Origin of the sequence: Thalassospira sp. MBR-102 (assembly GCF_040549275.1) — a bacterium.
In the GTDB taxonomy this organism is placed as follows: Bacteria; Pseudomonadota; Alphaproteobacteria; order Rhodospirillales; family Thalassospiraceae; genus Thalassospira; species Thalassospira xiamenensis.
The window spans coordinates 1-25,621 of the sequence record NZ_JBEPTC010000019.1 but is presented as its reverse complement, the minus strand read 5'-3'; the positions used below and the strand labels follow the sequence as shown (position 1 = coordinate 25,621).

The 25,621-nt window shown below is 51.8% G+C and carries 25 protein-coding genes; 18 read left to right on the top strand and 7 right to left on the bottom strand.

Annotated elements, in window-relative coordinates; translation table 11 throughout:
* Window positions 1-18: 18 nt before the first annotated feature.
* Genes fbaA through ABIE64_RS22075 form a run of 6 tightly spaced genes read right to left on the bottom strand, consistent with a single transcriptional unit; the run spans window position 19 to window position 6,106 of the window.
* Complete coding sequence (gene fbaA, locus ABIE64_RS22100) at window positions 19-1,098, bottom strand: class II fructose-bisphosphate aldolase (protein ID WP_354378642.1); 1,080 nt, start codon at window positions 1,096-1,098, stop codon at window positions 19-21.
* A 20-nt stretch (window positions 1,099-1,118) separates the two neighbouring features.
* Window positions 1,119-2,186 carry a Gfo/Idh/MocA family protein gene (locus tag ABIE64_RS22095; protein ID WP_354378641.1) on the bottom strand — a complete coding sequence of 356 codons (1,068 nt, stop codon included), beginning with the start codon at window positions 2,184-2,186 and terminating at the stop codon, window positions 1,119-1,121.
* Window positions 2,187-2,229: 43 nt separating this feature from the next.
* The gene (gene nagA / locus ABIE64_RS22090; RefSeq protein WP_354378640.1) at window positions 2,230-3,366 is read right to left on the bottom strand and encodes an N-acetylglucosamine-6-phosphate deacetylase; all 1,137 of its coding nucleotides are present in this window, start codon (window positions 3,364-3,366) and stop codon (window positions 2,230-2,232) included.
* Window positions 3,366-4,409: an SIS domain-containing protein gene (locus ABIE64_RS22085; protein WP_354378639.1), complete on the bottom strand. Its 1,044-nt coding sequence runs from the start codon at window positions 4,407-4,409 to the stop codon at window positions 3,366-3,368. Before ABIE64_RS22085 ends, nagA begins: the two co-directional genes overlap by 1 nt.
* A 48-nt stretch (window positions 4,410-4,457) precedes the next feature.
* Window positions 4,458-5,219, bottom strand: a complete 762-nt coding sequence (locus tag ABIE64_RS22080; protein WP_007089609.1) for a GntR family transcriptional regulator — start codon at window positions 5,217-5,219, stop codon at window positions 4,458-4,460.
* Complete coding sequence (locus ABIE64_RS22075) at window positions 5,216-6,106, bottom strand: glucosamine kinase nucleotide-binding domain-containing protein (protein ID WP_354378638.1); 891 nt, start codon at window positions 6,104-6,106, stop codon at window positions 5,216-5,218. Before ABIE64_RS22075 ends, ABIE64_RS22080 begins: the two co-directional genes overlap by 4 nt.
* A gap of 266 nt (window positions 6,107-6,372) precedes the next feature.
* Here ABIE64_RS22075 and ABIE64_RS22070 point away from each other — a divergent pair, with 266 nt between their 5' ends.
* From ABIE64_RS22070 to ABIE64_RS21990, 17 genes are all read left to right on the top strand, one after another.
* A complete protein-coding gene (locus tag ABIE64_RS22070) occupies window positions 6,373-7,260 on the top strand; it encodes an N-acetylmuramic acid 6-phosphate etherase (RefSeq protein WP_354378637.1) in 888 nt (295 codons plus the stop codon).
* Between the two features lie 47 nt (window positions 7,261-7,307).
* A complete protein-coding gene (locus ABIE64_RS22065; RefSeq protein WP_354378636.1) occupies window positions 7,308-8,570 on the top strand; it encodes an ABC transporter substrate-binding protein in 1,263 nt (420 codons plus the stop codon).
* A gap of 189 nt (window positions 8,571-8,759) precedes the next feature.
* A complete protein-coding gene (locus ABIE64_RS22060; protein ID WP_354378635.1) occupies window positions 8,760-9,698 on the top strand; it encodes a carbohydrate ABC transporter permease in 939 nt (312 codons plus the stop codon).
* A gap of 12 nt (window positions 9,699-9,710) precedes the next feature.
* Complete coding sequence (locus tag ABIE64_RS22055) at window positions 9,711-10,562, top strand: carbohydrate ABC transporter permease (RefSeq protein ID WP_354378634.1); 852 nt, start codon at window positions 9,711-9,713, stop codon at window positions 10,560-10,562.
* A gap of 27 nt (window positions 10,563-10,589) precedes the next feature.
* The gene (locus tag ABIE64_RS22050; RefSeq protein ID WP_354378633.1) at window positions 10,590-11,708 is read left to right on the top strand and encodes an ABC transporter ATP-binding protein; all 1,119 of its coding nucleotides are present in this window, start codon (window positions 10,590-10,592) and stop codon (window positions 11,706-11,708) included.
* A 306-nt stretch (window positions 11,709-12,014) separates the two neighbouring features.
* Window positions 12,015-13,103, top strand: coding sequence for an extracellular solute-binding protein (locus tag ABIE64_RS22045; RefSeq protein WP_007089602.1), 1,089 nt, complete (start codon window positions 12,015-12,017; stop codon window positions 13,101-13,103).
* Window positions 13,104-13,236: 133 nt separating this feature from the next.
* Entirely contained in the window at window positions 13,237-14,349 is a 1,113-nt protein-coding gene (locus ABIE64_RS22040; RefSeq protein WP_354378632.1) for an ABC transporter ATP-binding protein, read from the top strand.
* Window positions 14,346-15,227: an ABC transporter permease gene (locus ABIE64_RS22035; RefSeq protein WP_354378631.1), complete on the top strand. Its 882-nt coding sequence runs from the start codon at window positions 14,346-14,348 to the stop codon at window positions 15,225-15,227. The genes ABIE64_RS22040 and ABIE64_RS22035 overlap by 4 nt, the downstream gene beginning before the upstream one ends.
* Window positions 15,228-15,241: 14 nt before the next feature.
* Complete coding sequence (locus ABIE64_RS22030) at window positions 15,242-16,102, top strand: ABC transporter permease (RefSeq protein WP_354378630.1); 861 nt, start codon at window positions 15,242-15,244, stop codon at window positions 16,100-16,102.
* Between the two features lie 442 nt (window positions 16,103-16,544).
* Window positions 16,545-17,843 (top strand): sn-glycerol-3-phosphate ABC transporter substrate-binding protein UgpB, encoded by a 1,299-nt coding sequence (gene ugpB / locus ABIE64_RS22025; RefSeq protein WP_007089598.1) that lies wholly within the window; start codon window positions 16,545-16,547, stop codon window positions 17,841-17,843.
* A gap of 80 nt (window positions 17,844-17,923) precedes the next feature.
* Window positions 17,924-18,802, top strand: a complete 879-nt coding sequence (locus ABIE64_RS22020; protein ID WP_007089597.1) for an ABC transporter permease subunit — start codon at window positions 17,924-17,926, stop codon at window positions 18,800-18,802.
* Window positions 18,803-18,815: 13 nt separating this feature from the next.
* Complete coding sequence (gene ugpE, locus ABIE64_RS22015; RefSeq protein ID WP_007089596.1) at window positions 18,816-19,670, top strand: sn-glycerol-3-phosphate ABC transporter permease UgpE; 855 nt, start codon at window positions 18,816-18,818, stop codon at window positions 19,668-19,670.
* 63 nt (window positions 19,671-19,733) lie between these two features.
* Window positions 19,734-20,804: a sn-glycerol-3-phosphate import ATP-binding protein UgpC gene (locus tag ABIE64_RS22010; RefSeq protein WP_007089595.1), complete on the top strand. Its 1,071-nt coding sequence runs from the start codon at window positions 19,734-19,736 to the stop codon at window positions 20,802-20,804.
* 169 nt (window positions 20,805-20,973) lie between these two features.
* Window positions 20,974-21,447, top strand: coding sequence for a free L-methionine (R)-S-oxide reductase MsrC (msrC, locus tag ABIE64_RS22005; protein WP_007089594.1), 474 nt, complete (start codon window positions 20,974-20,976; stop codon window positions 21,445-21,447).
* Between the two features lie 59 nt (window positions 21,448-21,506).
* Window positions 21,507-22,031: a single-stranded DNA-binding protein gene (ssb, locus tag ABIE64_RS22000; protein WP_007089593.1), complete on the top strand. Its 525-nt coding sequence runs from the start codon at window positions 21,507-21,509 to the stop codon at window positions 22,029-22,031.
* Between the two features lie 147 nt (window positions 22,032-22,178).
* Complete coding sequence (locus ABIE64_RS21995; RefSeq protein WP_071240041.1) at window positions 22,179-23,051, top strand: hypothetical protein; 873 nt, start codon at window positions 22,179-22,181, stop codon at window positions 23,049-23,051.
* A 103-nt stretch (window positions 23,052-23,154) separates the two neighbouring features.
* Window positions 23,155-23,574, top strand: a complete 420-nt coding sequence (locus ABIE64_RS21990; RefSeq protein ID WP_223305096.1) for an NUDIX domain-containing protein — start codon at window positions 23,155-23,157, stop codon at window positions 23,572-23,574.
* Here the strand turns inward: ABIE64_RS21990 and ABIE64_RS21985 are convergent.
* On the bottom strand, window positions 23,571-24,110 hold the full coding sequence (locus tag ABIE64_RS21985) for a YchJ family protein (protein ID WP_233421868.1): 540 nt from the start codon (window positions 24,108-24,110) through the stop codon (window positions 23,571-23,573). The two genes, ABIE64_RS21990 and ABIE64_RS21985, sit on opposite strands and share 4 nt — an antisense overlap.
* 594 nt (window positions 24,111-24,704) lie before the next feature.
* On the opposite strand from ABIE64_RS21985, the gene rpoH reads away from it, so the two are divergent.
* A complete protein-coding gene (rpoH, locus tag ABIE64_RS21980; RefSeq protein ID WP_354378629.1) occupies window positions 24,705-25,574 on the top strand; it encodes an RNA polymerase sigma factor RpoH in 870 nt (289 codons plus the stop codon).
* Window positions 25,575-25,621: the final 47 nt, after the last annotated feature.

The following is a 25,621-nucleotide window of genomic DNA, read 5'->3' as shown; positions in this document are numbered from 1 at the left end:
TTTGAGATACTGACAGGATCAGCCTTTGGTAACCGACCGGCCGGTTGCGCCAAGATCCTTGAAAGCTTCTTCGAGGCGGGCCGCCATCGAAAGTTCGGCTTCGCGGACCCATACGCGCGGGTCGTACTGTTTTTTGTAGGGCTGGTCCGTATCCGGGTCCACTTGATATTTGAAAGCACGTGCATTGGCTTCGACATATTCGCCAACCGGGCGCGAATAGGCGAACTGGGTATCGGTGTCTATATTCATCTTGAAGACGCCGTAACTGACGGCTTCTTCGATTTTTTCTTTTTCCGAACCCGAACCGCCATGGAACACGAAGTCTAGCGGACGGTCGCCAAGGTTATGCTTTTCCGAAACATATTTCTGGGATTCCAGAAGGATTTCCGGACGAAGCTTGACGTTACCCGGTTTATAAACGCCATGAACGTTGCCGAATGCCGCCGCGACCGAGAAATGGCCCAGCGGAGCAAGACGGCGATAGGCTTCTTCTACTTCTTCGGGACGGGTATAAAGACGTGGATCAATTTCCTCGACACTAGTATCAAGGTCATGGCCGATACCGTCTTCTTCGCCGCCGGTCACGCCCAGTTCGATTTCCAGGCTCATTTCGATTTTTGACATGCGTTTGAGGAACTCTTCGCAGGTCGACAGGTTGTCTTCGAGCGGTTCCTCGGACAGGTCCAGCATGTGGGAGCTATAAAGCGCCTTGCCTGTCTCGGCATAGGTCTTTTCGCTCCATTTCAGCATTTCATCGACCCACGGAACGAATTTCCGGTTTGCGTGGTCGGTATGCATGACGACAGCAACACCATAATACTCAGCCATCAGCTGGGCATGGCGTGCAGCCGAAACAGCGCCTACAACACGGGCCGCTGCTGCGTCCTTGATGCCCTTGCCGGCAAAGAACTGTGCACCGCCATTCGAAAGCTGAATGATGATGTCAGAACCGGCATTTGCAGCGGCTTCAAGGGCGGCATTCATCGTGCTGGACGATGTGATATTGACGGCGGGAAGGGCGTAACCGTCCTGCTTGCAGGCAGCGACAAGGTCACGATAGGCAGAACCGGTAACAACACCGGGTTTAACGGAAGGCATGTGGGTACTCCTCCTGGGGGTCAGAGTATTATTGTTTCCCCCGTGCGTACCGACTGATCCGCAGCGAGGGCAATCCGTAAGGAGCCCAATGCATCTTCCATATGCTGCGTAAGGTCAAGGTTTTCCGTTATAGACTTTAGGAAAAATTGCTGTTCACGCAGACACAGGCCGTCATGATCGGGCTCGTCGTCTGTGCGGATGATTTCGTCAGATTGTGTAAATTTTCCGGCAGCATCTGTGGCAGCATGGTGAAGCTTTAAGGCATTCGTTTTTGTGTGGGTGTCGATATCGGCTGAACCGGCACCTTTTTCTTCAACATCGGTGATGGAAACACAGCCTTTCGGTCCGATCACATCTTTGACGAAAAAGGCGGTTTCGCTGATCATTGGTCCCCAACCGGCCTCGTACCAGCCAACTGATCCGTCATCAAAGCGCACCTGCAACTGACCATAGTTATACATTTCAGGTGCAACTTCATCAGACAGGCGTACGCCGATGGCGCTGACCGATACCGGTTTTGCGCCGGTCATCAGGCACATCATGTCAAGATAATGCACACCACAATCGACAATGGGTGAAACACTGTTGAGCAACCGTTTATGGGTTTCCCAGAAAGCACCGCTGGTTTGTTGGTTCAGGTTCATGCGCATGACGAGCGGCTTGCCGAGTGTCTTTGCAACTTCAACGAACTTTGCCCAAGACGGATGATGGCGCAGGATATAACCGATCACCAGTTTGCGACCGTGCTTTTTGGCTGCATTGACCACACGTTCGGCATCCTCGGCAGTAGCTGACAACGGCTTTTCAATAAAGACATGCGCCCCGGCTTCGAATGCGGCGATGGCAAAATCAGCATGGGTTTCGGTATATGTGTTGATCGAAACCGCGTCGGGTTTGGTTGCTGCCAGCGCAGTATGAAAATCGGTAAATTGCGGGTAGGCGGCAAAACCATCCGGAAGGTTTTCTGCCGGGATTTCGGAACGGGTACACAGTCCGACGATTTCGTACCCGTCAAGCGCGTGATAGGCCTTGGCATGCGATAATCCCATATTGCCAAGACCGACGACAAGAATACGAACCGGCTTCATGTTGTGCCTCCTGATAAGTTTCTAATGCTTTGTTGTGTTGAGATTATTCGACGCCTTTGATCCAGCTGCATGTGACGTTGTAATCGTCATCAAACAGGATCATGTCGGCCTGATAGCCCGGTGCGATGCGTCCCATGACATCGTCAAGTTTCAGGAACGCGGCCGGATACAGGGATGCCATGCGAAGCGCTTCGCCAAGATCGATGCCCACCATTTCGACGCAATTCTTAACCGCGGCGATCATGTCGAGGTCCGATCCGGCCAATGTACCATCAGCCAGCGCGCAGCGACCATCGGTGGCAATGATTTCCTCGCCACCCAGAACAAAGCGTTTTTCGTCAGCTCCGACTGTTGGCATGGCGTCGGTCACCAGCATGATCTTGCCTTTGGCCTTGGCGTGAATGGCAACCTTCAGAACGGCTGGATGCACATGATAGCCATCAGCGATCAATCCGCACCAGGTGCTGTCATCGGCCATCGCCGCACCGGCAACACCGGGTTCACGGTGGGTCATCGGGCTCATGGCATTAAACAAATGCGTGAAGCCGCGCATGCCTTCGGCAATGGCAGCCTGTACGTGATTATAAGTGCCCGCAGTATGACCGGCACAAACCAGAACGCCACGATCAGCCAGCTTTTTAATTGTGCCTTTGGCGGCCTTTTCCGGGGCCATGGTCACCAGGATACAGCCATTGGGAAGGCGGGTTAGAAGATCAATCGCGTCATCTTCCATCGGGCGGATGATATTCGCGTCATGCACGCCTTTGCGTTCGGCATTCAGATACGGGCCTTCCAGATGAATGCCGACAATGCCCGGTACCTCCTGATTGATTGCATCGGTGATGGCCGTAATCGCGGCTTCCATTTTGTCGCGATGATCGGTGATTAGGGTAGGCAGCATGGCCGTGGTGCCATATTTACGGTGGGCAGCCATGATCGCGCGAATACCGTCGACATCCGGTTCGTCATTCAGCAACACACCGCCGCCACCATTGACCTGAACATCGACAAGGCCGGGCGCAAGTGTCTGATTTTTTGCATCAATCACGTTGATGTTTTCAGTAATATCGCTGCTTTCGACAATTGCATCGACCTTGCCGTTCCGGACAATGACAGCTTTGCCGTTATGGAAATCTGTACCGTCAAAGACACGTGCATTGGTAATGGCAAAATCGGTCATCAGTGCGTCTCCGTTACTTTGGACAGGTGTGGTGGCGCATCTGGATTGCAACCACGTTCCAGCGCAACATGTTCTGCGAGCGTATAGAATGTCTGGATCATTGCGATGGGGGCCAGAAGCGGGTGGATATCCTCGACCACCGGAAGATGGCCCTTGATATCAGCGTGACCGGTTTCGGCGGCGAACAGATTATTGGTTTTCGCCCGCATTTCTTCAAGGAAACCCTCGACACTTTCGCGCGATGCATCCTGTTGGGAAAATACCAGCAACGGGAAGTCCTTGGTTACCAGTGCCATCGGGCCATGCTTTACCTCGGCCGCGCTGAAAGCTTCGGCGTGTAGGCTGCTGGTTTCCTTGAATTTAAGCGCGGCTTCCTGTGCAATGGCAAAGGCAGGACCACGGCCTATCACATAAAGACCGTTTGATTTTGCAATCGCATCGGCAGCATCAAGCCAATCCTTGCCAAGTGCCTTTTCCAGTGACGCGGGCAGGGTGGAAAGTGCCTTGTTAAAGGCCGGATCCCGGGTCCATCCCCCAACGATCTGTGCGATGGCAGACAATGTTGCGATATAGGATTTGGTCGCGGCAACACTGATTTCAGGGCCTGCCATCAGCGGAATGACATGGTCAACCGTATTGGCCAACGGGGAATCAACGACATTGACCAATGCTACGGTGCGGGCACCGGCATCACGGGCGGCCTCGGCATTCTTGACCAGATCCGGGCTTTTGCCCGACTGGGAGACGGCAATGAACAGGGCGTCCTTGCTGGCGATAGACCGGTTATATATCGAGACGATCGATGGGGCCGCAGATACGACCGGAATGCCAAGCTGGCTTTCAATCAGATATTTTGCGTAAAGCGTTGCATGATCAGAGCTGCCGCGCCCACAAGTCACAACGAATTTTGGCGGGTTGGCACGCAGGTCCGCGACCAGAGCATCAATTGCAGTCTTGTTGTGATCAAGCTGCTTGGCAACGATGGCCGGGGCTTCGGCCAGTTCGCGACCCATCTGGGTTTTGGGTGTCCAGCGCGTGCTCATATCGAGTGTTTCCTCAAACTTTTGGGGCGACGTGCGACGCGATCATTTTCAGCGCGCATCAACTTGCATTTCGGCGATGAAGTCGTAACTGTCGCCACGATAATAGGAGCGGGTGAATTCGACCGGTGTACCGTTGGCAAGGAAAGAACGCCGTTCGATATAAAGGGCGGCACAGCCATCAGGTACGCCAAGGATTTTTGCCGTTTCGCCATCAAACAGTTCAGCCCGAAGACGTTGAAGAGCGCGTTCAGGCTTTTTGCCGTATTTTGCCAGCGCATCATAAAGCGACTTTTCGACTTCATCCGGGCTTGGCAGGAAGGCGCGTGGCACGACTGCGTATTCGAGAGCCATCGGTTTGTCATTGGCTGTACGTAAACGCCGCAACCTTGTTACTTCTGTACCCGGCGAAAGATTAAGCGCCATGGCTTCTTCGGGCGAGGCATGACCGAGGGTTTTTTCAATCCAGACTGCACCGGGCTTCATACCACGCGTGATCATATCCTCGGTAAAGGATGTCAGGCGCGAAAGGGCCTGTTCAACGCGCGGGGCGACAAATGTGCCTGCGCCGTGACGCTGTACAAGGACGCCTTCTTCTACAAGGGCACGCATGGCATTTCGTACGGTAACGCGTGAAATACCAAGTTCATTAGCTAGATCGCGTTCGCTTGGCAGGGCGTCATCGACTTTCAGGATACCATCATCGATAACGGCCTTGATTGCTGTTTGCAGGCGGCGATACAGCGGGCCATGACCGATATTTTCGATGTCCCGGGCACGCAGGCTTGCGATGACGTCTGCTGTACTGATCATGCATGCACCTTTTGATATTTCCTGGCCATCAGGATTGCCCCATGCAGGGCATCGTTTTGTGCCGGAACCAGATCGGACCGGATATCGTCAGGCATGCGTTTTGCCATCTGCTCAGCAAGGCCGCCCATCAAACTCAGCCGTTTCGCCCCGAATTCCTTAAGCTTGTGCAGGATGTTGCGATTTGCGGTTACAGCAACATCGATGATTGCGGCAGCAGTCGAGTCACCATGGCTGTCGGCATCGAATACCATTGGGCAGAATGCGCCATAATCAGCTGGTCGGGCTTTCTCGGCAAAAGCGACGATTTCTTCTGGATTGTCGTTAAAATGTTTCATGACGGCGCGAGTCAGTTCGGATGACACCTCCAAACCTTCGTGGGCAAGCAGGGCGGTTTCAATCGCCGTCCGGCCAATACGGGCGCCGCTTCCGATATCAGAAATCTCGAAGCCCCAACCGGCAAGTGCCAATTCACGACCCTCGACAATCGCCTGTCCGCAGGTACCGGTTCCAACAATCAATATGGCACCATCAGCACCATCATGTGCGCCAAGGCATGCCGTGTAGGCATCGGTCGCAAAACAGGCACTGGCGAACGGATGTTTATAGGATTCGGCAAGTTTGCGTTCGCGCTCCAACGGCAAACCGGCCAGTCCAAGTCCTGCGTGCAAATCCGAAATGCGGCTGTCGGAAAGGCCTGCTTCCTTGAGTGCCATGGTCGCAGCGGCAATGATTTCGCCAAAGACGTGGTTTATGCCAAGGCGGGTATTTGCCCCGCCGCGCATGGCTTCACCGAGGGTCTCGCCCGCGCTATTGACAATGCGCGCCCGGCAGCGCGTACCGCCACCATCAATGCCAAGGTAGAGCTTTTCTTTTTGTGTCTTCTGCATTTTGACCATCCCTAACTGGCTGGATCATAGCAGAGTGGTATCTTAAAAAGCAATACCAATATAAATCCACTAATGCTGTTCTCGGTCCCATTTTGGCATTATGTAGATAAGGATGGCGCTGCCGGTGATAAATTGAAATCACCTATTATCTATTTGAAAATAAGTGAAACATGAGGTGGATCTGAGTAAATTTCGGGGTACGTGCAGGAAGTACCTTGCCTTGCTGGTATCATAATGGTATTTAATTGATGGAGGGAGATTGGAAAATGGCATCACGCACTGAAGAATTTGATATGCGCTTTGCCGGGTTGGATCAGTGGTCCGACGCCGATTTCCTTATGGCTTTGTGGGAAGGCCAGATGCGCGCGGTCGCATCGCTGGGGCCGGTCCTGTCGGATATGGCAACAGCCGCAAACGGGATAGCACGTCGCCTGGGCGGCGGCGGGCGTCTCGTTTATGTTGGTGCAGGAACTTCCGGCACGGTGGCCTGGCAGGATGCCAAGGAACTTGGCGGAACGTTTGGCTGGCCCGGAGACATGACCATTGTCATGTTGGCAGGCGGCTTGCAAAGCGAGCCGGGTGTATTCAATTCCGCTGAAGACGATACCAAAGCCGCAGAAGACGAAATTACCCGACATCGCATAGGTGAAGGTGACGCGGTTATCGCCGTCGCTGCTAGCGGCTCTACGCCTTATACATTGCGCGCCGTTAAACTGGCCCGCGAGCGCGGTGCTTACACCGTTGGTCTTTGCAATAACCCTGATGGCAAACTTTTGACGACGGCAGAGTGCGGTATTTTTCTTGATAGCGCGCCCGAAGTTATCGCTGGCTCAACCCGGATGGGGGCAGGGACCGCGCAGAAGGCTGCCATAAATATCCTTTCATCGCTTGTCATGAGCAAGCTCGGGCGACTTTTTGATAATCTGATGGTCGGCATGCGTGCCGAAAACATCAAGTTGCATGATCGCGCCATCCGCATTACGGGGCATATTGCTGGTTGCGATGCGCGGAATGCCGAAAGCGCCCTTGAAAAAGCACAGTTTGATATCCGCATCGCGGTCCTGATTGCCAAAGGGCACGAGACCGCGAAAGCCAAAGAAATTCTTGCGATGTTTAACGGAAATCTCCGGGCAGCGCTTGAGTATAAGGACTGATATCTGCAGGGATAGCAGTCCGCCGACATTGATCAGAGGAGGCATAAATGTCGAATAAAGTGTTTGCAAAAGGCCTGGCAGCGGCCCTGGCGGCAAGTGTCGCCTTGGTTCCGTTGATGGCATCTGCCGGCGAACTCGTGATCGAGAGCTGGCGTAACGACGATATCGATATCTGGAATGATCAGATTATTCCGGCCTTTAACAAGGAATATCCTGAAATCAAGGTGACTTTCTCGCCGACCCCGCCGACCGATTATAACGCGCTGATCAATGCGAAATTCGCAGGTGGTACTGCTGGCGATCTGATTACCTGCCGTCCGTTCGATGCGTCGCTTGAACTTTACAAGCAGGGAAATCTTGCACCGCTTGATGATATCAAGGGGATGGACAATTTCTCGGACGTTGCGAAATCCGCATGGCAGACCGATGATGGTTCCGCCACCTTCTGTCTGCCAATGGCATCGGTTATTCATGGCTTCATCTATAACAAGGAAGCCTTTGAGGCGGCCGGTGTTGAAGTCCCGAAAACCCGCGAAGAGTTCTATGCCGCCCTTGATAAAATCAAGGAAGAAGGCAGCTATATCCCGATGGCAATGGGTACTGCTGATCAGTGGGAAGCCGCCACCATGGGCTTCCAGAACATTGGTCCGAATTACTGGAAAGGCGAAGAGGGCCGTAAAGCCCTGATCGATGGTAGCCAGAAATTCACCGACAAGCCGTATATTGATACCTTTACTGAATTGGCGAGCTGGTCGAACTATCTGCCGGACGGTTATGAAGCCATTTCCTATCCGGATGCGCAGAACCTGTTCTCGCTTGGTCGCGCGGCAGTTTATCCGGCCGGTTCGTGGGATATTTCCCTGTTTAACAGCCAGGCCGATTTTGAATTCGGTGCATTCCCACCGCCCCCGGCTGCGGGTTCGGATACCTGCTATATCAGTGACCATACCGATATCGCGCTGGGTCTGAATGCCAAATCGCCGAATGCCGCCGAAGCAAAGATCTTTCTCGAATGGATGACCGGTTCGGAATTCGCGTCGCTTTATTCGAACGCGCTGCCAGGCTTCTTCTCGTTGTCGAACCACAAGGTCGAAATCAGCGATCCGGTTGCCAACGAGTTCGTCAGCTGGCGTCAGAAATGCGAGTCAACCATTCGTAACTCGTATCAGATTCTGTCACGCGGCACGCCGAACCTTGAAAACGAACTGTGGAACATTTCCGCACAGGTTATCAACGGCACCGTTACCCCGGAAGAGGCAGGCAAAGCTACCGAATCCGGACTTGCGAAGTGGTATGCGCCGCATCAGTAAGGCCTGAATACAGATGGCAGGTGACTTCTTGCGCCTGCCATCCTTGTATCCGCAGTAATATGCTGCAGTTCCGCAGATCACGCTGATTGACAAATCCGGCGGACAGGACTGCAATCAGGCGCTTAGATGAACGCTTTCGACCGGGGGCGCGTTCCCCGTACGCTTAATCTCAGAAAGACAGGATAAGGTATGGCGCATTCCGGGCCCATGACCGATTGGCGCAAGGCAAAATTGCCTGTGTTTGCCTTTCTGGCACCTGCGACGATCATCTACACATTGTTTATGATCTATCCGCTGATCGATTCCATACGTCTCAGTTTTTATTCCACGCCAAGAGGCGGGGAGATGGCCTTTGTCGGTTTCGATAACTATCGAACCATTCTGGGAGATCCGGACTGGTCGGCGACCTTCTGGAACAGCTTCTGGAACAACATGAAATTCTTTGCGGTTCACATGCTGGTGCAGAACCCGATCGGGATCGCGCTTGCGGGTATTTTAAGCCTTCCGCAACTGAGGTTCCGCAACACCTATCGCACGATGATGATCATGCCAACCATGCTGTCGGTGGTGATTGTCGGTTTCATCTGGCAACTGATCCTGAGCCCTGTCTGGGGTGTGGGCGTCGATATCCTTGATATTTTCGGCCTGAAATCACTGTTTGGTCCGTGGCTTGGCAAAGAAGGTTCGGCCCTGATCACGCTTTCCTTTATCTCGGTCTGGCAGTGGGTCGGCATCCCGCTGATGCTGATTTATGCGGCCCTTCTGGCTATCCCCGATGATCTGGTCGATGCGGCGATTGTCGATGGCGCGACCCATTTCGAGGTGTTTCTGCATATCAAGCTGCCGCTGGTTCTGCCGACGGTTGCGATGGTGTCGATCCTGACATTTGTGGGTAACTTCAATGCGTTCGACCTGATTTATGCCGTAAAGGGTGCGTTGGCCGGTCCGAATTTCTCGACCGATATCATGGGCACACTGTTCTATCGCACATTCTTTGGCTACCAGTTGCAGCTTGGCGATCCAAGCCTGGGGGCGACGGTCGCGTCACTGATGTTCCTGATCATTCTTGCTGGTGTTCTGTTCTATCTGTTCGCCGTGCAGCGCCGTCTGGCGCGCTACCAGTTGTAAGGAGGCGGCCAGATGATGATGAATAAAAATATTCGCAGGGAAGACATGTCGCGTGCCGTGATTGTGCATGCGATCCTGCTGACCTACACGTTGGTGGCGCTGTATCCGATCTTTCTCGTGATCATCAACGCATTCAAATCCCGCAAAGGTATTTTCAAAGACCCGATGGGGTTGCCGAATGCGGAAACCTTCAGTCTTGAAGGTTTTACCAAAGTCCTGGCCAAGTCGAATTTCGAGCTGTTTTTCTTTAACAGCTTTACCGTAACCGTCGTGACCATCGTTATTGTTCTGCTGCTTGCATCGATGGCCGCCTGGGCGCTTTCGGAATACAAGTTTCCGGGCAATACGTGGCTTGCGCTGTATCTGGCTGTTGGCATCATGGTTCCGATCCGTCTGGGATCGGTTTCAATCCTGAACCTGATTGTGGAGTTGGGATTGATCAATACGCTGACGGCCCTTGTGCTGGTTTATGTCGCGCAAGGATTGCCGTTGGCGATCTTTATCCTGACGGAATTCATGCATCAGATACCCAAGGACTTGAAAGAAGCCGCCCGTTGCGACGGGGTCGGTGAATTCAAGATTTTCTTTGCAGTTATCCTGCCGCTGATCCGACCGGCCGTGGCAACGGTCGCCGTGTTTACCATGATCCCGATCTGGAATGATCTTTGGTTCCCGCTGATCCTTGCCCCGGGGGATGGCAAACAGACCATTACGCTTGGTATTCAGCAATTCATTGGACAGTACGTTACCGACTGGAACGCGGTTCTGGCGTCGTTGAGCCTCGCGATAATTCCGATACTGATTCTTTATCTGATTTTCTCCCGACAACTCATTCGCGGCCTGACATCTGGCGCGGTGAAATGAGTATTGGTGTGACAGGAGCTTACCTAAATGGCTGATTTGAAACTGGACCAGATCCGCAAAAGCTATGGTGCTGTTGACGTGCTGCATGGCATTGATCTGGATGTGAAGGACGGAGAGTTCGTCGTATTTGTTGGGCCGTCCGGCTGCGGCAAATCGACACTTTTGCGCATTATTGCCGGTCTGGAAGATATCACGGCGGGTGATCTGATGATCGACGGTGATATCGTCAATACCAAAAGCCCGCGCGACCGCGGGATTGCGATGGTGTTCCAGTCCTATGCGCTTTATCCGCATATGACGGTCTATAAAAATATAGCGTTCGGCTTGAAACTGGCTAATCACGACAAAAGCGCGATTGACCAGCGGGTGCGAGAAGTCGCCCGCATTCTGCAACTGGACAAGCTGCTGGATCGTCGTCCTTCTGAATTGTCGGGCGGGCAGCGTCAGCGTGTCGCAATTGGTCGCGCCATTGTGCGTCAGCCGAAAGTTTTCCTGTTTGATGAACCACTGTCGAACCTGGATGCGGCGTTGCGCGTTCAAACCCGTATCGAGATCGCCAAGCTGCATCAGGAATTACAATCAACGATTGTCTACGTCACACATGATCAGGTCGAAGCGATGACGCTTGCCGACAAGATCGTTGTGATGAATGCTGGCAATGTCGAGCAGGTCGGATCACCGATGCAGCTTTATCATCACCCGCAAACCCGGTTTGTTGCCGGTTTCATCGGATCACCTGCGATGAATTTTACAACCGTGCATGTTGATGCGGTAGCGCAGGGTAAGGTAACCGTCACTGTGCCAGGAGGCGCCAAGGCCGTCCTGCCGTTTGATGTACCGGTCGATGATATTGGCAAGGATGTCGAACTGGGAGTACGTCCCGAGCATCTGTCACCGGGCGAGCAGGGGGATTTGTCGATCTCGGGCGAGGTCGACGTTGTCGAGAAACTTGGCGACTCTACCTATTTGTATCTCAAGCTCGCGAATGGCGACCGCTTCACGGTTCGCGCCCCTGGCCACAGCCGTATTAAAATCGGCGAGACTGTTAGTGCAGCAGCCGAATCCGGGGCATCCCATCTGTTTGACGTCGACGGCAAGGCTTATGCCAAGCTGGAATGCCCACCGGAATATAGTGCCGACGAATAGAGTTTAGCTTCCAGATATTTAGACATGAAGGGGTAGCCGGTTTGGCTGCCCCTTTTTTATTTGCAAGCAGATGCGTTTCGGTCCCGAAGTTCCGAAAAATTGTTGCAGAAGTTTAACTTGCAGAAAGTCCGGTTTCACGACGAGAATTGAAACGAATTGTTCAAAAGAACGCAAAATGATCGATTTTTCTTTCGTTTCAACAGAGTTTCTTGCGATACTGGTGCAGTCCCGGAACGTTAGCAATGTCACAGAATACATTGACGCCGGACAGGGGAAGTGCCGTCACGTCAACAGAGAGGTAAAATAATGTCGAAAAAGCATGGCGCACTGCGCGGTTCTTTGCTGGGGCTTACTGCTCTTGCTGGAATGGCGATGCTTGGTGCAAACGCACAGGCTGAAGAGCTTCGTTTGCTGACCTGGGGTGGATATGCCCCGGATGACGTCGTCGAGATGTTTGAGAAAGAGACCGGAATCGACGTTGAAGTCACGCTTTCGAACAACGAAGACATGATTTCCAAACTGCGTGCTACCGGTGGTGGCGGTTTCGACCTTGCCCAGCCGTCCCAGGACCGCATTTCTGGTGCACAGCTCGAATATGGCATTTACAAGCCGATTGATCTTTCCAAGATTGATGCTGCGAAGTTTATTCCGTCGATGCTGGAAGCAACCAAGAAAAATACCACGCTTGATGGCGAGGTTTATGGTGTCCCACATGTCTGGGGGACCAGCGGCCTGATCGTTGACACGACCAAAGCTGGTGACGTCAAGGATTATACCGATCTTTGCAACGCAGATATTTCTGGCAAGGTTTCCTATCGCTTGAAACGGCCAACCCTGATCGGATTTGCCTTTGCAATGGGTATGGACCCGTTTGCGGCATATGGCGATGAAGCCAAGTATCAGGAAATTCTTGATGCCGTTGAAAAGAAACTGGTCGAGTGCAAGCCGAACGTAAAAACCTATTGGGAAGGGGGCGATGCGCTTCTGAACCTGGTACGTTCTGGTGAAGTGGTTGCCGCGATGGCATGGGACACCGGTGGCTGGAAGCTTAATAACGACAACGCCGATATCACGTTTGTTGCCCCTGCATCAGGTGCATTGGGCTGGATCGATACCTTCGTCTTGCCGCGCAAATCCGAGAACGAAGATGCTGCTTACAAGTGGATCAATTTCGTCATGCAGCCTGAGATTGCTGCCAAAATCACCGCAAGTGCCGGTAACTTTACCGCATCCAAAGGTGCGGACGAGTTTGCGGATGACAAGCTGAAGGCGCAGTTCCAGGGAAGCTTCCCAGCCGAAGCCCTTGATAACATTAAATGGTATCCGACGGTTCCGGCTGGTCTGGAAACCCTTGAAGGCAAAACGCTTGATCGTGTGAAAGCAGCACAGTCGTAAGCCAAGTTGCTCTGATCCTGTTTGGATCGGATGATAATGTCCCCGGCATATGTTGCCGGGGACATTGCATTTTTTCATTTCTGCGATAGCCGGGTTCAAGCTGGCATCGGTAATTCATTTCATGCAGGCTCCTATGGCAGATCAATTCGACCTTGAATGTCGTGACGTGGTCAAAAAGTTTGACGCTTTTACCGCGGTAGATTCGATTTCACTTACGATTCCCAAAGGGTCCTTCTTTTCTATTCTGGGGCCAAGTGGTTGCGGTAAAACCACGCTGTTGCGCATGCTGGCTGGGTTTCAGGCACCGACATCGGGCGACATCCTTATCAAGGGATCATCGGTGCTGGGTGTCCCGCCAAACCGTCGACCGGTGAATATGGTATTTCAGCATCTGGCGCTGTTTCCGATGATGAATGTTTCGGAGAACGTGGCATACGGACTGAAACGCCGTGGTGCTGATCGGGCTACAATCGAGAAAAAGGTCAGTGATACACTGGCACGTGTCGGGTTGCCGGATTCCGGCCCCAAACAGATCAGTCAGCTTTCTGGAGGGCAGAAACAGCGTATCGCAATTGCACGATGCCTTGTGCTGGAACCAGCGGTGCTGCTGCTTGATGAGCCGCTCGGCGCTCTTGATCTCAAGTTGCGTGAGCATATGAAGGTGGAGCTCAAGCAATTGCAGCACGAGATCGGCACGACCTTTGTTTACATCACGCACGACCAATCCGAAGCCTTGGTAATGTCCGATCAGGTGGCCGTCATGAATGCAGGCCGGTTTGAGCAGGTTGGGGCTCCGCAGGATCTTTATTACAACCCGCATACGGCTTTCGTTGCCGGATTTGTTGGCGAAAGCAATCGCTGGAAGGGGACGGTTGGCATGACGCATGACGATCATATCGTTATCAATCTACCAACCGGTGGGGTCGTTCTGGCATCTCGTAAGACTCATCTAACACTGGCTGAAGGGCAACTTGTTGATGTTTTTGTCCGTCCGGAAGCCATCGCGATTGACGGGCAGGGTAAGACTGACAATGCGATTGCCGCAAAAGTTGACAATGTTCTGTTTAATGGTGCCGCCAGCAGTGTTCAGGTCCGCGATAAGGCAACCGGCCATGAAATGACGGTTGCGTTGCCGCAAACGGGTGCTTTTGCCAATCTGAAATCCGGTGATCTGGTCAATTTGACTTGGGGGGCTGAACAGACCCGATGCTTTGTCGCAGCACAAAATCAAGAGGCGACAGCATGACAAATCCTGCATCCTCGGGCACTGGCGGGGCTGTTCGCTTTGGCGCGCTATTGCTGGCCATGCCCTTGTTGCTTTGGCTGTTTTTGCTGGTGATCCTGCCGCATGTCGACTTGTTTCTTGTGTCGCTGCGTGAACGGATTTCATATGGCAAGTACGAATTCAGCCTGATCAATTACACCGAGTTTTTTGTCGAGCCGCTTTATTGGAACACCTATGTTCGAACGGCGGTGATGTCGATCATGGCGACCGCACTTACGCTTTTGATCGGCTTCCCTGTTTCCTATTACATCGCCAAAGTCATGCGAGGCAAAGGCAAGAATGTTTTGTTCCTGCTATGCCTGATCCCGTTCTGGGTATCAGAGCTGGTGCGGACGTTTGGCTGGATGATTTTGCTGCGCGAAAGCGGTGTGATCAGCAATTTCCTGCAATGGGCCGGGATCGCCGATGGGCCTGTTGAGATGCTTTATAATGATGCCACCATCATGGTGGGGCTTGTATACACGTCGATGTTGTTCATGGTCGTGCCTCTTGTGTCAGTACTTGACAGCCTTGACGACAGTTTGATTGAGGCAGGCTATGACCTTGGCGGAAATGCATTCACGGTGACACGCGATATCGTCATTCCGCATGCCATGCCCGGAATCGCGTCAGGCTGCATCGTTGTTTTCATGCTGACACTTGGTAACTATCTGACCCCGAACCTTTTGGGCGGCAAGGATAGCCTTTGGTTTACCGAGCAAATCTATACACAGTTCATCACGCGGTTTAACTGGGAATCCGGATCGGCATTCGGGTTCCTGTTGCTGGTTCTGTCATCGATGATTGTTTGGATCGGTCTGAAGCTGAGCCGCCAGACACTCTCAGAAACCGTGAGCTGAGGGAGGAAACCGCCGTGATTCCGAGCATTCCGCAGCCGCGCTTTTACAAAGGCATTTACGCAGGGTATATCGCTCTATTTTTCATCTACCTTAGTGCGCCGTTGATTGTTGTTGGTGTGTTTGCCTTCAATGATAGCCTGTTCCCGTCCATGCCATGGGGGGGAGGCACTCTCAAATGGTTCTTTGGTAGCGACGGTCCGTATATCGGAATATTCAATGACGGCAAGTTACTGGAAAGCGTTGGGGTTTCAGCCTTTGTCGCATTTTGGGTGACCTTGCTGTCGGTTACTGTCGGAACCTGCAATGCGTTCCTGTTTGAACGTGCGCAGTTTCCGGGCAAAAATCTGCTTTATGTGGTGGCGTTGTCGCCCTTGGTTATTCCCGGGGTCATATTGGGCATATCGATTCTGGTCTTTTCCAATGCCATTGCAAACGGAATTGAAGAAGCGATTGGATGGGATCTTGATTTCCTGCGACCGGGGCTGTTTCTGGTGATTATCGGACAATTTGCCTTTATCACTACGATAACGACGCTGGTGATTTCTGCGCGTCTTCGCAAATTTGACATCAGCCTGGAAGAAGCCGCACTTAATCTTGGTGCCACACGACAGGCAGCTCTTTGGACGGTTACCATCCCATTCCTGAAACCGGCATTGATCGGGGCGGGGATCGTTGCATTCCTGATGTCGTTTGAAAATTTCAACACAACACTGATGCTAGTCGGATCTGATGCGCCGTTGACCATTGCCATGTTTGACCGCCTCAAACAGGGATCAACACCGGTTCTGAACGCGCTGTCCCTGCTGCTTATGGTGGTTTCCGGCGGCTTGGCATTGCTTTCCGTTTTTGTTCAGCGTGACAGGAATTCCACCTGAGATTACAGCGTCAAGATGCAGCGATCCATGTTCGCAAATGAACATTGAACGGGTATCCTTTGGGTACCCGTTTTGCATATGCAAATGGAGTTGTTGCAATGCATTATTGCAAGTGCATGACTTTGTAATATTTTTGAAAGTGCCGAAAAATATGGGGAAATGTTAAATGTGCGCATGTGAAAGACATTTATGCCATTCATCAGGATTGAAAGCCTTTGCAAGCTGTTCGATTTATGAGATGTTCATATGAACATTTGAAGGGGTCGAATGCACGCTAAAAAGCAAAAACTGACAGTTTTTAAGGTCATTTCGCGCATCAAAAGTAAATTTCCGAAAACTGTCACTTGAGGAAACGTCCCCCTCGAATGAAAACGAATGCGTTGTGTCGACCGATCAACAGGCGGTTGGCGCGAACGAGTTTTTATTTGGGAGATAGAAGATCATGTTTCGCAAAACCCTGATGGCAGCAGCAGCTGTGTTCGCACTGGGCGGCACAGCGAATGCTGCGACCGAGATCACCTGGTGGCATGCCATGGACGGCGCACTGGGCGATGTCGTCAATCAGATCACTGCTGACTTCAACGCCAGCCAAGACGAATACCAACTGGTTGCTGTGAACAAGGGCGGTTACGAAGACACGATGACGGCCGGTATTGCTGCTTTCCGCGCGAAAAACCAGCCGAACATCATCCAGATCTTTGATGCCGGTGCTGCAACCATCATTAACGCCAAAGGCGCTGTTAAACCGGTTCAGGACCTTATGCAGTCAAATGGTGTCAAGTTTGACATCAATGATTACATCCCGGGGGTTCGCTACTTCTATGCCGATTCCGACGGCAAGATGATTGGCATGCCGTTCAACAGCTCGACCCCGCTGCTTTATTTCAACAAAGATGCGCTGGCCAAAGCCGGTGTTGAGGTGCCGAAAACCTGGCAGGAATTCGAAGAAATCGCACCGAAGCTGAAAGAAGCCGGTTTCGAAGGCCTTGCCGAGTCACACAGCCCGTGGATCTTCTTTGAAAACTTCATGTCGCGTCACAACCTTCAGATGGCAACCGCCAACAATGGTTATGACAGCACGGATGTCGAACTTCTATACAACAATGACGCGCTGAAAGATCACTGGAAGCACGTCAAAGAATGGAAAGATGCCGGTTATTTCGGTTACTATGGCCGCGCATGGGGCGCCAACCAGGACGCCTTCCTGCAGCAGAAAGCCGCAATGTGGCTCGGTTCTTCCGGCTCGTTCGGTGGTCTGAAAAAATCTGCACAGTTTGAATTTGGCACTTCGACCCTTCCATATTGGGAAGGCGTTGGTGACGCGCCGAAATCGACCTTCATCGGTGGTGCCTCGCTGTTCGCATTCTCTGGCCACAGTGCAGAAGAAGATGCCGGCGTTGCCAAATTCTTCGAGTTCCTGACCAAACCGGAAACCCAGTTCTACTGGCACAAAGAAACCGGTTATGTTCCGATCACCACCGCGGCCTACGAACTTGCCAAGAAAGAAGGCTACTATAACGAAAGCCCGGACGCCGAAGTCGGCATTCAGCAGCTTTCCGAAGAAGGTGGAGAGTGGACCAAAGGTTATCGCCTTGGTTTCTACGTTCAGATCCGTGAAGTCATCTATCGCGAAGTCGACAAGATGATGAATGGTGAAGCAACCATCGATCAAGCTTTTGCTACGATCGAGGAAGAAGGCAATGCGCTTCTGAAACGCTTCCACGATACCTATTCGAACTAAGCATTATCTCGCTGACAGGGCGGCTTTTACCGGCCGCCCTGTTTTTCGATTCCTGGACCGGTCTTGGGGTTGCGTCAGCAATGAAACGCGTACAATTCGGGCACAGCCCGGTGCCATACTTTTTTGTGGCACCACAAATTCTGATTATTGCGATATTTTTCCTGTGGCCTGCCGCACAGGCAGTTTACCAGTCTTTCCTGCTTGAGGACGCCTTTGGCATGTCCTCGCAATTTGTTTGGTTCCGAAATTTTGAGGATGTGCTTTCGAGCAGCAGCTGGCTGAAGTCAGCCATTTTCACAGCTGTCTTTTCCTTCCTTGTGGCATTCATTTCCATCGCGATTTCGCTGTTTCTTGCCGTTCGGGCCGATGAAGTGATCCGTGGAGCCAAATCATATAAAACGCTTTTGATGTGGGGATATGCCGTTGCGCCGCCTGTGGCTGGCTTGCTGGGCAATATGTTGTTCAACCCGTTGATGGGCGATCTATACAAGCTGTTCAACAGCTTCGGGTTTGAGTTCAATCACATCCAGAATGCGAATGATGCGGCATTTGTCGTGACGCTGATTGCCGTGTGGAAACAGGTCAGTGTGAATTTCATTTTCTTCCTGTCAGGTTTGCAGGGAATTCCGAAATCGGTAACTGAAGCCGCTACGCTGGATTGCAAAAGTGCGGAACGTCGTTTCTGGACGATTACCTTCCCGCTGCTGGCGCCAACCACATTCTTCCTGATGGTGATCAACCTGACCTATGCGTTCTTTGAAACGTTCGGGATCATCGATGTTTCGACCAAGGGATCACCGGGGGGTGCGACAGCAACCCTTGTTTACAAGGTTTATGTCGACGGATTCCTTGGAGCGGATATGGGCGGTAGTTCGGCGCAATCCGTGCTGCTGATGATCATGGTCAGCGTGCTGACTGTATTCCAGTTCCGATTTATCGAACGCAAAGTGCATTATTAGGGGGGGACGCGTCATGTATCAGTCAAAATGGCGTTCTATTACCAATCATGTGATCCTTATTCTTGGATCGCTCTTTATGATCCTGCCGGTATGGATTGCGTTCGTTTCATCGACCCATACGCGTGAATTTCTGTTCCAGAACGGCTTGCAGTTCTGGTTTGGCGGACATTTCCTTGAAAATTACGGCGCGATCTTGTTTGACACGGCGGCAACAAAAGGCCGTGTTACTGCGCTTGAAATGCTGTTTAATAGCATGGTTCTTGGACTTGGCTTTGCGATTGGCAAAGTCATCATTTCAATGATGGCGGCATATGCGATCGTCTATTTCCGCTTCCGGCTTGCGGTGCCGATATTCTGGGTCATTTTCTCGACCCTTTTGCTGCCTCTTGAAGTGCGAATTGTGCCATCCTACGAGGTGGTATCAAGCCTTGGGCTACTCAATACCTATACCGGCTTGATCCTGCCGCTGATTGCGTCGGCAACGGGTACGTTTTTCTTCCGTCAGTTTTTCAGATCTGTTCCGGATGAGCTTTTGGAAGCCGCGCGTCTGGATGGGGCAGGGCCGCTTCGTTTCTTCATCGATATTCTGGTGCCGCTTTCGGTCACCATGATTGCCGCGATCTTTATCATCATGTTTGTGGTTGGCTGGAACCAGTATCTTTGGCCGTTGCTGATGACTACTGATGATCAGCTTTACACCATCGTGATCGGGATCAAGCAGGTTTATAATTCGCTTTATGAAGGCGGCCAGATTCCGCAGTTCCCCAAGGCATTTGCACTGACAATCATGGCAACCATCCCGCCGGTACTGGTGGTGGTGATTTTCCAGCGAATGTTCGTAAAAGGTCTGGTCGAAACCGAAAAATAGGCTCGATCAACCATTTGATATCAGTGATTTAAAGATACACAGATCCGCATACAGGATACGAAAATGGCAACTGTTACCCTTAATCGGGCTGAAAAAACCTATGACAATGGCTTCAAGGCTTTGCATGGTATCGATCTTCATATTGGTGACGGGGAATTCACCGTTCTGGTCGGCCCGTCGGGCTGTGGCAAATCAACACTTCTGCGAATGATCGCGGGCCTTGAAAGCATTACAGGTGGCGAGATCAAAATCGATGACCGGGTTGTCAACAATGTTGCGCCGGCTGATCGTGACATCGCGATGGTGTTTCAGAACTATGCGCTTTATCCGCATATGACCAACTATGCCAACATGGCGTATGGTCTTAAAAATCGCGGATACAGCAAGGTGGAAATCGACACCCGCGTTCGAGATGCCGCCAAGATTCTTCAGCTTGACGATTATCTGGAACGCAAACCGCAGCAGCTTTCGGGCGGGCAGCGCCAGCGTGTGGCAATGGGGCGTGCAATTGTGCGCGAACCAAAGGTTTTTCTGTTTGATGAGCCGCTGTCGAACCTTGATGCAAAGCTTCGTGTCGATATGAGGCTTGAGATCAAGAACCTTCAGCAACGTCTTGGAATTACTTCAGTTTATGTGACGCATGATCAGGTCGAAGCCATGACACTGGCAGATCGCCTGATTGTCATGAATGCTGGCGTTGCCGAACAGATTGGCACGCCGATTGAAATATATGAAAAACCGGCCAGCCTCTTTGTCGCAAGCTTCATCGGATCGCCGTCAATGAACTTCCTAAACGGGACGGTTTCGGATGACAAAAGCCACGTCGTTATCGGCGATGGCAGCAAGATCGATCTTGATCATCAGATCGAGGCCGGTCGAGAACTGGTGGTCGGGGTCCGTCCAGAACACTTTACCCTGACTGTCGATGGCAGTGGTGCATTGAAGGCCAGGGTTCGAATGATTGAATCGCTTGGTGCGGAAACGCTGGTCTATCTTGAATTCGGTGAAAAGAATGAAAGTGTGACGTTGCGCATGCAGGGCACGCATCAGTTTGCCAAAGGACAGGAACTGGCACTTTCGACCACAACCGATCAGGTGCATCTGTTTGACAGGGACAGTGGCAAGCGTCTCTGATCTTGATTTGATCTCTGGTTCGTCGCAAGCCGGTCTGCAGCGGCCCCGGTGCGTCTATCGTGCCGGGGCTGTTTTTTAGACGGAGGGAATGCGTAACCGGGTTAATTTTGTCCTTGTTTCGATACAGCCAAGCAGGTAGTTCCTTGGCCATACAACGCAGGAGCATCATGTGAACGCCGAACAGAAACAGGTTCTTTATCAGGAAGCTGAAAAAGAACTGATCAGCATCACCGAGGGTGAAACCAACGTCACCGCGCTGATGGCGACAATCAGCTGTATTCTTGCACAAAAGTTCGACTATTATTTCTGGACTGGCTTTTATATCGTTGATCCAGCGAAAGAAAATGAACTGGTCGTCGGGCCTTATCAGGGGACTTTGGGGTGCCTGCGCATTCCGTTTGGTCGCGGTGTTTGCGGCACAGCTGCTGCGACGCTCAAAACCCAGGTTGTTGAAGATGTTCACGCTTTTCCGGGGCATATCGCCTGTGACAGCCGGTCGAACTCCGAGATTGTCGTGCCGGTGCTGAATGCGCAAGGACAGTTGATTGCGGTGCTCGACGTCGATAGTGTCGAGGCTGGTTCGTTCGACGATACTGATCGCATCGCACTTGAAACTTTAATGCAGCGCATTTTTGCGCAATGATAACTCACCAGTTTCGTTCATACGAAACGGCGGACAACACAAACTTTGGAAGATAACCCATGGCTGGCAGTGTCAATAAAGTCATTCTCGTCGGGAACCTCGGCCGCGATCCTGAAATTCGTTTCACCCAGGCTGGCAAAAAGATTGCCAATTTCAGCATTGCGACCTCGGAACAGTGGCGAGACCGCCAGTCGGGCGAGCGTCGCGAGCGCACCGAATGGCATCGCATCGTCGTTTTCAACGAAGGTTTGGCCGATGTGGTTGAACGCTTTGTGAAAAAAGGCAGCAAGCTTTATATCGAAGGCCAGCTTCGCACCCGCAAATGGCAGGGGCAGGACGGCAAGGACAATTACACCACTGAAATCGTGCTTGAAGGATTCAACTCGAACCTGACCATGCTCGACAACCGCGGCGAAGGCGGCGGCATGGGTGGTGGCGGCGCAAGCTCTGGCGGCAGCTATGGATCGGACAATGGTGGCGGTTATGGCGGCGGATCGGATGCCGGTTGGGGCAATGGTAGCTCGTCGGGCGGCGGTTCTGCGCCTGCCGGAGCACCGGACCTTGATGACGAAATTCCGTTCTAAGACGCGGTTGGTTGCAAGACTTGTTGATGCCCTCGGGAACTTGCTTTTCCGGGGGCATTTTTGTTCATGCCAGAAGAGTGCATCTGAATAAGCCACCCAGCCGATCTTTCGGTTCCCAGCCTCGCATCTGTGAAAAGTAGCATTCCCATGACATCGAATGGCAAGTTGACCCTTGATTTCATAAAGCAGCAGGCAGAAGAAGAACAGCTAATGCCGACGAACTTCAAGCAGGTGAAGCTGACAAAGAAGTTTCTGTTGCCGCACATCCGGAAATTGCAAGACGACTTGCTACGTCTGAGATTGCAGTTTGATCGTGAGTTTGATCAGGCCCGGCACCCGAAAAAAGGCGAATATCCCCAAGGATACTGCTATGAAATCACCAAAGGCGTCAAAGAGCTTTTGGAGCATGAGTTGCAGGCGCCACAGACCGTGGGGATTGGCGCGTTACGAGATTTTTGTCTGAATGGTGGAATAGCCAAACGTGTTTGGGGCAATCTTCGACACGAATATTTTCAGAATGCTTTCCAGTTCGGCGATCTTTACGTCGATGTTTCCAATGATACAGTGACGATCACCAAGCCAAAGGTGGAAATCCTTCCGCTGGCCAAGGCCCGATTCTATTCGATCTCGGACTATGACACCTATGCCGGGCTCGCTGAGAAATACTGGAAGGGTAATATCTATCCAAACCGGCTTTTGCCTGAATTGGCCGTTATGTTCCCGATCTTCTTTGTTTCGGCGGACGGGAAGCTCGAAGCGCATGCGAATTACCAGACGATCCTGTATCGCAATATGCAACTCGATTTCGCGTTAGCGGAGAGGTTCCTGACCAAGGGCAGGTTTCAAGATCGGGTATTCCCTGAAAACCATGCCAAACGTCTGATATCCGAGTTCGGCGGTCTTGAAATGCCGGTATCAAATGATGACCTTAAAAGACACTTCGCCGCCGCCCGGCAAAGCGAATTACGGCTGGATGCTGTTCGTTGTCAATTGCTGCTTGATCAGGCGCGAGCAATTTGAAATTGTTGTAACTTCAAACATATAATGTGTTCGTTTGAACATTTGCGCGGTATTCAAATCCGGGAATATAAATTTGGTCGGACCGATCTTTGGTAACCCGGACATGGGTAGAAACTACATCGTGCAGGACTGTGTCTATGCCGTCATCCGCAACGATGCCGGTGAGGTTGCGGTTGCGCGCACTCCCAAAGGCGTTGTTCTCATCGGGGGCGGGGTCGAGCGTGGCGAAAGTGAGCGTGATGCCTTGCATCGCGAAGCATATGAAGAATCCGGTTACAGGATAGATATTCGCAATCGTCTTGGAATTGCTTCACAATATGTCAGCAATTTTACCAAAGGCCGGTTTCGGCTCAAGCGCGGTGTGTTCTTCCTGTGCGAGTTCACCGAACGACTTGGGCCGCCGGTTGAACCGGATCATGAACTGATCTGGCTTGCCTATGATGATGCGCATCAAAAATTGATCCGGCCATTTCATCGTTGGGCGCTTGAAGTAGGGTTTGCGGGAGAGCAGGCATCGCCTTAACCGCAACACTTTTTATATTTCTTGCCCGAACCACAAGGGCAGGGATCATTGCGGCCAATGTTGACGGAGTTAAGAACAGTTTTTAGGTTTCGTTGTTCGGGAAATTTACCATCTATATAAAGCCAGTTCCCGTTGCGGCGTTCAAATCGGGATATTTCGTGCAAGACATGATCGGTACCCCTATCGCGAAACCGGGCAACGAATTCGACAATACCATTCTGATCAAGAATGCCGCCTTTATCCGTCGCAATTATTTCCAGTCCAGTCCATTCGCATCTGTCCGACCTGATCTGATCCTGATCAAATCCTGATGCCTTTTCCGGAGCCAGTGTTGCCAGAAGGTAATCCGCGTCTCGGCAAACAAATGCGCTGTAACGAGCACGCATCAATTGTTCGGCAGTTGAGGCTTTTCGCTTTCCAGCCAGGATTGCCCCGCAGCAATTGTCGAAACTTTCGCCTTTTCCACAAGGGCAGGGGCCTATGGCTGCAGGTTTATGCATCGCACATCGCAACTGTCCATTGGTCACATAAATCATTTTCGCTCAAACGCATTGTTAATGTCGTGTCATACCAGCCCCAACAGGAGCGGGTATCGACCAGTCCCATTACCACATTTTATGGGGTGCCTTAAAACGCTGCAAAAAACAATCAGTATGCCTTCTTTTTGCCGTATATCGATTTTAGCGTGAAGATATTGGTATTAATAATTCCCGACTGCGTTTATCGGGTAAATTATGTAAAATACTGATATTGAAAGTTAAATATAGCTGAAATCCAGTCAGGTTTATCTTGACGAATTTAGTCGGATTTAGGTATATTAACTTTTGCGGGTGGGGGCCCAATGGCACCGCCGGATGATGTTCCGGCCTAATGGCGGACATGTAAATTGTCGATTTGCTTCGAGGAAGGAAGAGACACGATGAATATACGTTATCTTTGCGTCTGCTGTCCTCTCCCATAGGGCCTATGGGATGAAATTGCGACCGGACGAAACCATTTCCCCAAATGAATGCCGGTCGTCCACGTGATTTAAGTCACAACTGACAGTGTTTGCGCGTCATCTAAAGTCTGTTTGAATTCGTAGGAAGAATTGTCAGGCGTGGTGCGTAAACCTCTCTGGAGGACATGATATGAGCACGATTAAATTACCTGCAGTACCGCAGGACGACGGTTTCTCCGGTTACCTGAGACAGGTCTGGAAGTTTCCGATGCTCAGCGTAGACGAAGAATATATGCTTGCACGCCGCTATCACGAGCATGATGACACGGATGCAGCTCACAAGCTGGTCACAAGTCACTTGCGTCTTGTCGCAAAAATTGCGTTCGGCTATCGGGGCTATGGCCTTCCAATGGCTGATCTGGTGGCCGAGGGCAATACCGGCTTGATGCGGGCTGTTCAAAAATTCGATCCGGAACGTGGTTTCCGTCTGTCGACCTATGCAATGTGGTGGATCAAGGCGGCAGTGACCGAATATATCCTTCACAGCTGGTCGATGGTGAAACTTGGCACCATGGCAGCGCAGAAAAAGCTGTTTTTCAGCCTGCGTAAAGCCAAAAAGCAGCTTAACATCTATGACAATGGCGAACTGTCACCCGAACAGGCAGAAGCCGTTGCCGAGAAGCTTGGCGTGACCGGTAAAGAAGCGCTTGAAATGAACCGTCGCCTTGCAGCGCGTGATTTCTCGCTTAACACACCAATGCCGAAAGACGAAGGCATGGAGTATCTTGATACTCTGTCGTCAGATGCACCAAGCCCGGAAAGCATCGTTGCAGATGCAGAGGAACGTGTTTTACATAACGACATGCTGAAAAGCGCGATGGGTGAGTTGCCAGAGCGTGAGCGTGAGATTATCGAAGCCCGTTTCCTGAGTGATGATCCGATTACGCTTGAAAAACTTGGCGAACGCTTTGGCGTAAGTCGCGAACGTGTCCGTCAGCTTGAGGCGCGCGCATTCAAAAAAATTCAGGAATCTGTTCTGACGCAGCATGCTGCAGCGTGATCAGATTTCCACTAATCGATCAAAAGGCGGCATCTTCTGATGTCGCC